Below are 12,267 nucleotides of genomic sequence, written 5' to 3'. Positions count from 1 at the left end.
AAGACGAATGCTTAGCGTCCGAATTCGCTCCACATCTCGCGCTCCGGTCCGCGCGTCTGAAGACAGCGGTGGCAATACCCGTGATTGTCGCGTTCTTGGTGGTAGCCGCGCAGTTTACGTCAAGCACTTTGGCGCTGAAGCTGACCCTTTGGATCAGTTTCGCCATTTGTGCCTTGAGCCTCGACTTCGTTTGGGGCAAGGCGGGAATATTCAGCTTCGGCCAAAACGCCGTATTCGGATTGGGCGGTTATGCGTATGCCGTGATTGCGCTCAATTTCTTCCCGGACAGCCAGGAGACGATTTCGGCGCTCGTCGGAGCGGGCCTGGTCGGCGCTGTTAGCTCCGTGCTTTTGGGCTACTTCCTATTCTACAGTCGCCTCACCGATGTGTCGCTGTCGATAGTTACGCTGGCCGTCACGTTGATCATCTATACGGTCCTCGCGAGTACGGCCGGTCCCGAGTACCATATTGGAGATGCCCTGCTTGGTGGCTTCAATGGCATCCCTTCGCTTCCCGGTATCGCATTTCCCGCAATCGGCGGGATAGGAGGCGAGGAGCTGACCATTCGTCAGTTGTTGACCTTCGCAATTGTGTTCGCGGGGGTGATCTACCTTGCTCTTCATCTTCTGGTGCACAGCCGCTTTGGATTGAAGATCGAAGGGCTCCGCTCCAACGAGCTGCGCATGGAGCTTCTCGGGTACGATGTGCGTCGGCTAAAGCTCACGGCTTTCGCTATCGGGGGCCTCATTGCCGGACTTGGTGGCGGTCTCTTTGCGGCTTGGGGTACATTCGTAAATCCCTCCGTCTTTTCACTGGCTCAAGCGGCGACGGTTGTTGTTTGGGTCATGGTCGGCGGCCGAGGCTCGCTGATCGGAGCATTTGTCGGCGTATTCATCGTTCAGTCGGCCGCAGATGCGGCAGACCTCGTCGTTACACAGCAAACGCCTTTGCTCGTGGGCGCACTATTGGTTGGCGTCGTCATGTTGATGCCGGATGGTGTGGTACCGACGGTCCGCCGTTGGCTTCTGCCTGGCCGGCCTCAGCGGCACGAATTCCGGATCAGGATTCGCCAATCGAGCTCGGGGCTGGCTAGTGGCGCCACAGGGCGTCAGTTGGCGGTAACTGATATCGCCAAGCACTTCGGAGGCGTCCATGTTCTCCGCGGGATCAGCGCTGCCTTCGGGCAACATCCAATAAACGCGATCATTGGACCGAATGGCGCGGGAAAGAGCACCTTCTTCAACATTCTGACGGGAAGGCACGCCCCCGATCAAGGCACTGTCGTCCTAAACGGCGCCGACGTCAGCAAGATGCCGACTTTTCAACGCTGCCGCCGCGGCCTCGGAATCAAGATGCAAGTGCCGTGCATCTTCCCCGAGCTGACCGTACGGGAGAACATGTTGTTGGCCGCAATGATCTCCAGCGATCCTCAGGAGCTCGGGGCCGTCCTGCAACGGGTAGGATTGGGTCATCGTGTAGGGGACGTGGCCAAAAACCTGTCGCACGGCGAACAGCAGTGGCTGGAGATAGCGCTGTTGCTCGTACAAAACCCGTCGGTTGTTCTGTTGGATGAGCCAGGTGCCGGAATGGGCGACGAAGACAAGCGTCGCACCATTGCGTTGATCCATGCTCTCTCGGAGCATCACACCCTCATCGTGGTCGAACACGACATGGAGTTCATCAGATCGCTTTCGGCCCCCGTTCTGATGTTGCATCAGGGGATTGTTTTCCGCTCGGGCTCGTTCGATGAGTTGGTCCGCGACGACGCGGTGATCGACGCCTATCTTGGGAGGCGCTCTCATGCCGCATGAGAATATATGCAATCTCGAGCGCGCGGATGCGGCGCTGTTGGTCAACGAGCTGTCGTCGAGCTACGGATCCGCTGCCATTCTCAAGAGTGTCTCGTTTTCCGTAAGCTCTGGGGAGATCGTAAGCGTTCTTGGCCGCAACGGCGCCGGTAAGACCACCTTGCTGAAGACTATCATGGGGCTCGTTCGCCCCGAACACGGTGAGATATGGCTCGAAGGGAAGCGGATAGACAGGTTGCCGGCTAACAGTATTTCGATTGCTGGTCTTGGCTATGTCCCGCAGGGGCGCGCGATCTTTCCGAACCTCAGTGTGATCGAGAATCTTCAGGTCACGCAGTTTGCACAAGGCAAGGGAAAAGAGCGGGTAGACGAACTCATCGAAATGCTGCCTGCATTGAAGCCACATCTTGGCTCGAGAGGCGGCGGATTGAGCGGCGGTCAACAGCAGATTCTTGCGCTGGCGCGGGCCCTGGTCGGTCGACCGCGCGTATTGCTGCTGGATGAACCGTCGGAAGGCATTCAGCCATCGATTCTCGATACGATCATCGGCGTGCTGAAGAATCTGATGAGCAGGGAGTCGCTCGCCATTCTGCTCGTGGAGCAGAATCTTGACTTCGCTGCTGCTCTCTCTCGGCGCGCCTACGTAATGGACATGGGACGGATCGTACGGAACGTCGATCAGGACGAATTGGGTGCGAGCAGAGAGCTCGCGCGCAACTTGATGAGTGCAAGCTAAAACTCGGAGGATGCACAAATGGCCGCTACAACGACTCTCGCCGCAACCACGGATTCCAATCTTTGCTACATCACGGCAGAGCAGGCCGTAGAGGCGTTCAAGGCGAAGCAACTGTCGCCTGTCGAACTCATGCATGCGGTCATCGCGAGGTGTGAGACGGCGAATCCGAAGGTGAACGCTCTGACATACATGTATTTCGATAAGGCATTGGAAGAGGCGAAGGAGGCGGAGAAGCGCTACGCCCGCGGAGGCGGCAATCCGCGTCCGCTGGAGGGGATCCCGCTGGCCATCAAGGATCTGCATCCCGTGAAGGATGAGATTACGACATGGGGTTCCAAGATCTTCGAGGGCGTCAGAGCTGACTATACGCTTCCGATCGTTCAGAGACTTCTGGATGCCGGTGCTATTCTGCACGTCCGCACGACGACGCCGGAGTTCGCGCATACAGGCCATTGCCACAGCCCGCTCTGGGGCGCGACACGAAATCCTTGGAACACCGAATACAGTTCGGGTGGTTCCTCCGGTGGCTCGGCCGTGGCAGTGGCGACCGGTATGACGACCCTTGCGGACGGTGACGACGGCGGTGGATCGATCCGCATTCCCTCATCCGTCAACGGTGTCTTCGGCTTCAAGCCGCCGTTTGGGCGTAACCCCGGATGCCTGTTGCCGACCAATCTGGATTGGATCCTTCATCTGGGCCCGATCACGCGCTCGGTAGGGGACGCGATCATCATGCAGAACATCATGAGCGGACCTCATCCGGACGACATGGCGTCGCTGAAGCCCAAGATCGACGTGCCTTTGAAGGGCGGGTCAATGAAGGGCAAGAAGGTCGCCTTCTCCATGGATCTCGGTTACTTCCCGGTCGATCCGGAGGTGCGGAAGAATACGCTCGCTGCGGTCGACGTCTTTCGATCACTTGGCTGCGAGATCGTCGAGGTCGACGTCGGCTGGAATCTCGGTTCGTACGATGCCTGGATGACCCACTGGGAGGGACTGTTTGCGTCGGTCGCCGGGCAGCACCTTCCTCGCTGGAAGTACGAGATGGATCCTTACGTTCGCGGGCTGCTGGAGCGCGGCATGCAGCACAACTACGTGCAGGTTAAGCAAACGGAGTTCGTTCGAACCGAGATGTACAAGAAGCTTAGCCCCATCCTTCAAGAGCACGAATTTCTGCTGTGTCCGACAACTGCCGTGCCATCGGTTGCTGCCTGGCATCAGTGTGACGACAAATCCTTCAAGATCGATGGCCGGCCGTGGGATGCAATGATCAATTGGTGCATGACTTATCCCTTCAATCTGATGAGTCCGTGCCCGGTGGCGACCGTTCCAAGCGGCTTCGCGAGCTCCGGCGTGCCGACGGGGATGCAAATCGTCGGTCGAACTTACGAGGATGCCTCCGTGTTTCACGCTGCGCTGGCTTACGAGGCCGCCAACCCTTGGATCGGCAAACATCCGCAGATCTGAGGCGGAGACGATCGAGGACGTCGAGACGGTAGGGATAGCAGCCGCAGGGCCTCGCCGTGCGGCCGCGATACTCTGCGCCTGAGCAATCTCAAATTCCCGCGGTTCAGCCGCGGGTGACCATGTATCAAAAGCTCTCTGAAGAGGACCTGACAGTAATGTCGAAGGAATACATCGCCGAATTCATTGGTACCGCAATTCTCGTGTTTGTCGGATGCGGGTCGGTGGTTGTTGGGGCATACGGATCTGCAATCCCGATTGGCGCATTACCAATTGGTCTCGCCTTCGGCCTGACCGTGACTGCATTGATCTATGCATTGGGACCAGTATCCGGCTGTCACATCAATCCAGCCGTGACGGTGGCGCTGTGGGCGGCTGGACGCTTTAAGTCCAGTCGAATTCCCGGATACATCGTAGCTCAGCTCGCTGGTGGTGTCGTTGGTGCGGGTGTTTTGGTCCTTATTATGGGCGGTAAGATCGGGACCTCGTTCGATCCATCATCCGGCCTGGGTCAAAACGGGTGGGGAGACAATTATCTCGGGCAGTACGATGTTCTGTCCGCCTTCCTGACCGAGTTCATTACGTCAGCGATCTTTATCGTTGTGATTTTAGGGGCTACTTCGACGAAGTCGATGGGCGATCTTGCGGGATTGGCGATCGGGGGCTTGCTTGCGGTAATCATCGTTGCGTTCATCAACGTGACGGGGGTGTCGTTGAATCCGGCGCGTAGCCTGGGACCCGCTCTGTTCGTCGGTCAGCACGCTATTGCACAAGTATGGTTGTTCTTCCTTGCACCGTTGTCCGCCGCACTTCTCGTAGGTTTCGGCTTTCGATCGATTGATGCAAACTAGGCAACCGGCTTCGCTAGTCTGATGACCCGTACTGTTGTAGCCATCCGGCATCTTGCCTTTGAAGATCTCGGCGCTTTCGAGGATGTGTTCCGACAAAGCGGACTTGACGTTCGTTATGTCGATGCCGGAATAGACGATCTTAGCAGCCTCGATCCTGGTGACGACGATATCGCTGTCATTCTGGGAGGTCCTATCGGTGCCTACGATGACAGTAAATATCCGTTTCTGAAGGTCGAGGCCGACTACATCGAGAGACGGCTTGGCCATAAGCGAGCAACACTGGGAATTTGTCTCGGAGCCCAACTAATGGCCCGGAGCCTGGGCGCCCGCGTCTATCCCGCAAACGACAAGGAAATCGGGTTCTTTCCCGTAGATATGACTCGTGATGGCAACCGGTCCTGCCTGGCGAGCTTGCTAGGCGAGCCCGTCCTCCATTGGCATGGCGATACGTTCGATCTTCCCTCGGGAGCCGTGCGGCTTGCATCTACGCAGATATGCGAGAATCAAGCGTTCTCCTTCGGGGACAATGCGATCGCATTTCAGTTCCACCCTGAATTGGGTTCAGTCGGATTTGAGCGCTGGCTGATAGGTCACACCTGTGAACTCGCCGTTGTTGGCATCGATGTGTGCAAGCTGAGACGTGAGTACAAGTCACTTCGATTCAAGCTTGAAGCCCGGGCTCGCGCCTGCCTACGTCTTTGGTTGAACGAAATCGAGATGATCCCCCAAAACGCGGCGCGCTGATTCCGCTATTTAGAAGTCGAGAAGCAGCAGTGTCGCGGACAGTGGGCTGTTGCTGTTTGGAGAAGGCGAAGCGAAATGAAGAAGTCGGGGGCACTGCCAACGTCTGAGAGGGTCTACGACGTCCCCGCGGAATGGGCCAAGCGCGCCTGGGTCGATCCGGCCAAGTACAAGGACATGTACGCCTGCTCGATCGCGGACCCGAACGCCTTCTGGGCCGAGCAGGCCAAGCGCGTCGACTGGATGAAGGCGCCCACCAAGATCGAGAACGTCTCCTTCGCGCCCGGCAACATCTCGATCAAATGGTTCGAGGATGGCGTGCTGAACGTCGCCTGGAATTGCATCGACCGCCATCTCGAGAAGCGCGGCGACCAGACCGCGATCATCTGGGAGGGCGACGACCGCTCCGAATCCAAGCACATCACCTACCGCCAGCTGCACGACGAAGTCTGCAAGATGGCCAACATCCTGCGCACGCGGAACGTCAAGAAAGGCGATCGCGTCACGATCTATCTGCCGATGATTCCGGAAGCGGCCTACGCCATGCTGGCCTGCGCGCGGATCGGCGCGATCCACTCGGTGGTGTTCGGCGGCTTCTCGCCGGACAGCCTCGCCCAGCGCATCAAGGACTGCGACTCCAAGGTGGTCATCACCGCCGACGAAGGCCTGCGCGGCGGCAAGAAGGTGCCGCTGAAGGCCAATGTCGATGCCGCGATCGCCAAAACCGGCGGCGTCGATTGGGTCGTGGTGGTGAAGCGCACCGGTGGTGCGATCGACATGAACCCGACGCGCGACCTCTGGTACCACGAGGCCGCCGAGATGGTGACCACGGACTGCCCGGTCGAGCCGATGAATGCCGAAGATCCGCTGTTCATCCTCTACACCTCGGGCTCGACCGGAACGCCGAAGGGCGTGCTGCACACCTCCGCCGGCTATCTGGTGTTCGCGTCGATGACGCATCAATACGTGTTCGACTATCACGACGGCGACATCTACTGGTGCACCGCCGACGTCGGCTGGGTCACCGGCCACAGCTACATCCTCTACGGGCCGCTCTGCAACGGCGCGACCACGCTGATGTTCGAGGGCGTGCCGAACTACCCGGACAATTCGCGCTTCTGGAACGTGGTCGACAAGCACAAGGTCAACATCTTCTACACCGCGCCGACCGCGATTCGCGCGCTGATGCAGGGCGGCGACGAGCCGGTGAAGAAGACCTCGCGCAAATCGCTGCGGCTGCTCGGCTCGGTCGGCGAGCCGATCAACCCGGAAGCCTGGGAGTGGTACCACCGCGTGGTCGGCGACGACCGCTGCCCGATCGTCGACACCTGGTGGCAGACCGAGACCGGCGGCATCCTGATCACGCCGCTGCCGGGTGCGACCAAACTCAAGCCGGGATCGGCGACGCGGCCGTTCTTCGGCGTGGTGCCCGAGATCGTCGATGCCGACGGCAAGACGCTGGAGGGCGAGACCTCGGGCAATCTCTGCATCGCCAAATCATGGCCGGGCCAGATGCGCACGGTCTATGGCGACCATGCCCGCTTCGAGCAGACCTATTTCTCGACCTACAAGGGCAAGTATTTTACCGGCGACGGCTGCCGACGCGACGCCGACGGCTATTACTGGATCACCGGGCGGGTCGACGACGTCATCAACGTCTCCGGCCATCGCATGGGCACCGCCGAGGTCGAGAGCTCGCTGGTGGCGCATGAGGCGGTCTCGGAAGCCGCCGTGGTCGGCTATCCCCACGACATCAAGGGCCAGGGCATCTACGCCTATGTCACGCTGATGAAGGGCACCGAGCCGACCGAGGCCTTGCGCAAGGAGCTCGTCGCCTGGGTCCGCAAGGACATCGGCCCGATTGCCTCGCCGGACCTCATTCAATTCGCGCCCGGCCTGCCGAAGACGCGCTCCGGCAAGATCATGCGCCGCATCCTGCGCAAGATCGCCGAGGACGAGCCCTCCAGCCTCGGCGACACCTCGACCCTGGCCGATCCTGCCGTGGTCGACGATCTCGTGAAGAACCGACAGAACAAGCGATAGCGTGCGCGACGCATGAACGTCTGCCGTGCGGCTGACGGCACTGGGGCGCGCCGAATGAAGCGCGCAGGTTGATTGACGCCGCGTTCGGCCAAACGACCGCAGGACAATCTGGTCGATGGAGAAGTGATGTGAGACTTGTACTATTGGGGCCACCCGGCGCCGGGAAGGGTACGCAGGCGTTCAGACTGTCCCAGATGCTCGCGATTCCTCAGCTCTCGACCGGAGACATGCTGCGGACGGCAGTGTCCGCGCGAACTCCGATCGGACTGAAAGTGGCAGACATCATGCAACGTGGCGAACTCGTTCCTGACGGTTTGGTGGTGGAATTGATCATCGGGCGAATTGCTCAGCCCAATGCTGCGCATGGATTCATCCTTGACGGGTTTCCGCGCACAGTTACGCAGGCCACAATGCTCGACCAGCTCCTGGTCGTCGACGGACACGAGCTCAATTGCGTGATCGAACTCAAGGTCAGTGAAGCGAAGTTGCTCGACCGGATCCTGGGGAGGGCCATGCAGGCCCGCGCGGGGGGCGAAGCAGTGCGAGCGGACGACAATAAGGAAGCGCTCAGCGTGCGTCTGACTGCCTACGCAAGCCAGACGAGGCCGCTTACTGAATATTATTCAGCCAAAGGATTACTGAGGACAGTTGACGCCTCACAGTCGATTGACGCCGTAACGACAGCTTTGATCGATGCGATGAAATGACAGAAGGCTTCGTGCGCCAGCGCTCTCGGTGCCCACCGAAAGCACGCGCTCGCCACCCCTGTTCCTTTTGTTGGCTGAGAGTACAGGCAGTCGATTTGCCTGCGCACAGAGAAGATCAGGCCAACCTATCTGACGCATATTGAGCGGTTCTTGCCAGAGATATCTGCATCCACTGTGCTGTATTCCTCGATCGGCGTTCGCGCGCGAACGCGCCACGCGCGGTAGGGCAGCAGCGACCAGTCGTCCAACTAAGTTCAGTGGGTAAGCATGACCGAGGTCGGGCGTTGGCGCCCGACCTCGGTCTTGTATACCGACCCCCTGCCGGGCTTGCTTGCAGGCGGTTAGTTCGGTCCGAAACTGGACTCCACACCCGGGACAGGAAAAGCCCGGCACATCTGGACGCATTCTGATCTGAGCCGCGCGATGACCGCATCGTCTCCCTTGGCGTTCAAGGCGGTCGCAATGAATTCGCCGATACGACGCATCTCGGAATCTCCCATTCCTCGTGTGGTCGCCGCCGGCGTGCCGAGGCGGACACCGCTAGGCCTCAGCGGCGGGCGCGGATCGTCCGGAATCACCTGCTTGTTCGTGGTGATGGCCATCGCATCGAGCATTTCCTCGGCGGCTCGTCCATCGATTCCGACCGACGCTGAGGTATCGATGACCATCATGTGATTGTCCGTCCCATCCGTGACGAGTTTCATCCCGCGCTCCATCAGCGCGCCGGCCAGCACCTTTGCGTTGCGCAAGACTCGTCGCGCGTAGGCCTGGAAATCCGACGTTGCCGCCCTCTTGAGCGTGACAGCAATTCCGGCCACGACGTTCATGTGAGGTCCGCCCTGCAAGCCGGGAAAGACGGAGGCGTCGATCCGACCGGCATGTTCTTTCTGGCACAGGATGATCCCGCCACGGGGCCCGCGTAGCGACTTGTGGGATGTCGTCGTCATGACGTCGAAGCCGGAATCGAGCGGATTGTGCATAACGTCGGCGGCAACCAATCCGCCGAAGTGGCTCACGTCAGCCATCGTCAGCGCACCGATTTCGTCGGCAATGCGTTTGAAGGCGGCATAGTCTAGGTCGCGCGGATAGGAGCTGTAGCCGCACAACACCATTTGGGGACGCGTTTCCTTTGCGATTGCGCGCAATGCGTCGAAATCGATTTCTCCGCTCTTTGATGGGCTCGTCTTGTAACGAGTGAAGTTGTACAGGCGACCCATGTGGGACACCGGCGCGCCATGGGTGAGATGGCCACCGTGCGACAGATCCATCGCGAGGATGGTATCGCCGGGTTGGAGCAGACCGAGATAGACGGCCTGATTCATCGGCGATCCAGAGAGAGGCTGCACGTTGGCGTGTTCGGCGCGAAAAAGCGAACACGCCCGTCGGCGTGCGAGATTTTCGATCTCGTCCGTATATTGCTGTCCGCCGTAGTACCGACGTCCCGGATACCCCTCCGAGTATTTGTTGGTGAAGACCGACCCGAGCAGCTCAAGCACTTCCGGATAGGTGTAGTTTTCGGATGGAATCAGTTCGACGCCGTCCTGCTGGCGGCGTTCTTCTCCCGCAAGGGCGGCGGCGATCTCTGGATCGTTGATGGACAATTCATTGCGAAATGACGACATGCTCGGGCTCCTCAACTCGCTGTTATCTCAGCAGATTGGTTGCCCAGGCGATCGGCATGAACCCATCGCGCTTCACCGTGGTCGATTCCACGTTAACTCGCCAGTTGCACGATAGGACGAATGAGCACGGGAGCTCTTCGCGAAACAGGATTTAGCCGACCTGTGGACCTTCCGCAACTACCAGTTCGCGGACTGCTCGCGGGCAGGGCCTGAAAGTGGGCGCCAAGCGCTTGTCCGAAGATCCTCGTGCCCTCCGAAGCCGAACTTTAGCGACATAAGTGAGTTCTGAAAAAGATCCGTGACGCATCGAGCTCCCTCATGTCCAACGGGGCGGGTCAGCATTTGCACGGAGTTTTGGAGAAGATGAGAAGTAGGAATCGTTGTCGCGGGAAACTTCGGTGCCACAAAATACCGGCGTGCCCCGTACGTAATCTTACCTACGCGGGATGTTAACGCTGCCGAAGCTTGAATCAATTTGTATGTAGCATCGACATATCGACCCGGTATCCACCCTCTCTCAGAAGAGAATTGCTAATGTTCTCCAGATTCTCCATTCGCTCGAAGATTGCCGCCGTTGTGGCGATCCTCATTGTCGCGCTTGCCGGCATGGGTGTTCTCGCCCTTCTGAAGATGCAGGCAATGAACACGAGCATGAGCGAGATTACCCTCAACTGGTTGCCCAGCATTCGTACGTTGGGTGAACTGCGGGCGAGTAACCTCGCTTACCGAGCGGCGGTGCGTCAGCACATGCTGGCCCAAACTCTTGAAGAGAAGTTGGCGATCGAAAAAAATCTAGAGGAAATGAATAAGAACCACGACGAGATATGCCGGACCTATGAGCCGTTGATCTCCTCAACAGAAGAGCGCGCACTCTACGACGAAATGGGCCAAGACTTGGGCTTCCTATCGGGAGATTTCAACGAAGGTCATGACGCTGTCGCGTGAGGACTCTCTTCGCGACGCCTATGAGACGGCCGTGTCCGCCGATCAAGTGGCGACGAAGGCGGAAGATCTGCTGGGAAAAGACGTTGCCCTTAATAATCGAGGTGCTGACGCCGAAACACGGACCGCGTCCGATGCATATAACTCGACGTTCTGGTTGGTCGTAACCATCCTATTGGCTGCGACCGTCGTTGGCGTGTCCATGAGCGCCTATCTTGTTCACGACGTCTCGAACATCATTGCTTCGATCATGGAGCCTATGCAGGCTCTCGGCCAAGGCGACCTCACCGCTGAGGTTCCCCATCGTGGCGAGAAAACTGAGATGGGGAAGATGGCAGACGCTCTGCAAGTGTTCAAGGAGGCGTTGATCGTCAAGAGAGTTGCTGACGAGGCAGCGGCCGAGGAAGCCGATGCCAAGATCGAGCGTGGTCTTCGGGTCGACAGCATCACCCGCGAATTCGAGAAGGTGGTCGGCGAAGTCGTTAACAATGTCTCTTCCGCGTCGTCTGAACTCGAGGCATCGGCTAGCACCTTGTCGGGTACGGCGGCGCGATCGCAAGAGTTGTCTACCGCTGTGGCCGCAGCTTCCGAAGAAGCATCGACCAACGTTGAGTCGGTTGCCGCTGCAACTGAGGAACTGTCATCGTCGGTCAACGAAATTAGCCGTCAGGTCCAAGCATCCGCTCGGATGGCTAGTGAGGCCGTCGGTCAAGCGCGCGTGACGACCGAGCGTGTCGGCGAGTTGTCGAAGGCGGCTACCCGAATCGGCGATGTCGTCGAGTTGATCAACACTATCGCCAGCCAGACCAATTTACTCGCGCTCAACGCAACCATCGAGGCCGCCCGAGCGGGGACGCGGGTCGCGGCTTCGCGGTCGTGGCTTCGGAGGTAAAGACTTTGGCGACGCAGACTGCAAAGGCTACCGGTGAAATCGATCAGCAGATTAACAGTATCCAAGCAGCGATGCGGGACTCGGTCAACTCCATCATGGAAATCTCCGGTACCATCGAGAAGCTTTCCGAGATCTCCTCGACGATCGCAGCCGCGGTCGAAGAGCAGGGCGCGGCGACGCAAGAAATTTCGCGGAACGTTCGCCAGGCGGCGCAGGGCACTCAACAGGTGTCGTCCAACATCACTGAAGTGCAGCGCGGCGCAACAGAGACGGGCTCTGCGTCTTCGCAGGTGCTATCAGCCGCGCAGACGCTGTCGTTCGACTCTAATCGCCTCAAGACAGAGGTGTCAAAATTCCTCGTCAACGTACGCGCTGCCTAGGCAACTAAGCCGCGAGAAGCCTTTAGTGAGGCCGAGACTTCGTCTACGCCAATGCAAAACGTTAGCTAGGCCAGGGGATCG

General features: G+C 59.0%; 8 protein-coding genes, 1 pseudogene and 1 riboswitch. Of the genes and pseudogenes, 8 read left to right on the top strand and 1 reads right to left on the bottom strand.

All coding sequences use genetic code 11. From position 1 onward, the window contains the following. The first annotated feature begins 80 nt into the window (after nt 1-80). The 7 genes from ACVW1C_RS12565 (at nt 81) to ACVW1C_RS12535 (ending at nt 8,350) form a co-directional block, all read left to right on the top strand. Complete coding sequence (locus tag ACVW1C_RS12565; protein ID WP_456758689.1) at nt 81-1,811, top strand: ABC transporter permease subunit; 1,731 nt, start codon at nt 81-83, stop codon at nt 1,809-1,811. Then, nucleotides 1,801-2,544 (top strand): ABC transporter ATP-binding protein, encoded by a 744-nt coding sequence (locus tag ACVW1C_RS12560; RefSeq protein WP_456758688.1) that lies wholly within the window; start codon nt 1,801-1,803, stop codon nt 2,542-2,544. The genes ACVW1C_RS12565 and ACVW1C_RS12560 overlap by 11 nt, the downstream gene beginning before the upstream one ends. Before the next feature lie 18 nt (nt 2,545-2,562). Beyond that, nucleotides 2,563-4,011, top strand: coding sequence for an amidase (locus tag ACVW1C_RS12555; protein ID WP_456758687.1), 1,449 nt, complete (start codon nt 2,563-2,565; stop codon nt 4,009-4,011). 119 nt (nt 4,012-4,130) lie between these two features. Then, a complete protein-coding gene (locus tag ACVW1C_RS12550; protein ID WP_456758686.1) occupies nt 4,131-4,859 on the top strand; it encodes an aquaporin in 729 nt (242 codons plus the stop codon). Nucleotides 4,860-4,880: 21 nt separating this feature from the next. Further along, nucleotides 4,881-5,603, top strand: coding sequence for a glutamine amidotransferase (locus tag ACVW1C_RS12545; RefSeq protein WP_456758685.1), 723 nt, complete (start codon nt 4,881-4,883; stop codon nt 5,601-5,603). A gap of 75 nt (nt 5,604-5,678) precedes the next feature. Then, nucleotides 5,679-7,643: an acetate--CoA ligase gene (gene acs / locus ACVW1C_RS12540; RefSeq protein WP_456758684.1), complete on the top strand. Its 1,965-nt coding sequence runs from the start codon at nt 5,679-5,681 to the stop codon at nt 7,641-7,643. 128 nt (nt 7,644-7,771) lie between these two features. Further along, on the top strand, nt 7,772-8,350 hold the full coding sequence (locus ACVW1C_RS12535) for an adenylate kinase (protein ID WP_456758683.1): 579 nt from the start codon (nt 7,772-7,774) through the stop codon (nt 8,348-8,350). A 341-nt stretch (nt 8,351-8,691) separates the two neighbouring features. Here ACVW1C_RS12535 and ACVW1C_RS12530 read toward each other — a convergent pair whose 3' ends face one another. Next, on the bottom strand, nt 8,692-9,972 hold the full coding sequence (locus tag ACVW1C_RS12530) for a serine hydroxymethyltransferase (RefSeq protein ID WP_456758682.1): 1,281 nt from the start codon (nt 9,970-9,972) through the stop codon (nt 8,692-8,694). A gap of 34 nt (nt 9,973-10,006) precedes the next feature. After that, nucleotides 10,007-10,090: riboswitch (ZMP/ZTP riboswitch) on the bottom strand. A 416-nt stretch (nt 10,091-10,506) separates the two neighbouring features. On the opposite strand from ACVW1C_RS12530, the pseudogene ACVW1C_RS12525 reads away from it, so the two are divergent. Continuing rightward, a pseudogene (locus ACVW1C_RS12525) lies at nt 10,507-12,186 on the top strand (methyl-accepting chemotaxis protein). Nucleotides 12,187-12,267: the final 81 nt, after the last annotated feature.

Source organism: Bradyrhizobium sp. USDA 4011 (assembly GCF_054063415.1).
This window is presented reverse-complemented; position numbering and strand designations above follow the sequence as displayed.

Bases quoted from the DNA above. Each gene is read 5' to 3' on its own strand.
- ACVW1C_RS12560 (WP_456758688.1), top strand. From the start codon at position 1,801: ATGCCGCATGAGAATATATGCAATCTCGAGCGCGCGGATGCGGCGCTG.
- ACVW1C_RS12555 (WP_456758687.1), top strand. From the start codon at position 2,563: ATGGCCGCTACAACGACTCTCGCCGCAACCACGGATTCCAATCTTTGC.
- ACVW1C_RS12550 (WP_456758686.1), top strand. From the start codon at position 4,131: ATGTATCAAAAGCTCTCTGAAGAGGACCTGACAGTAATGTCGAAGGAA.
- ACVW1C_RS12545 (WP_456758685.1), top strand. From the start codon at position 4,881: ATGACCCGTACTGTTGTAGCCATCCGGCATCTTGCCTTTGAAGATCTC.
- acs (WP_456758684.1), top strand. From the start codon at position 5,679: ATGAAGAAGTCGGGGGCACTGCCAACGTCTGAGAGGGTCTACGACGTC.
- ACVW1C_RS12530 (WP_456758682.1), bottom strand. From the start codon at position 9,972: ATGTCGTCATTTCGCAATGAATTGTCCATCAACGATCCAGAGATCGCC.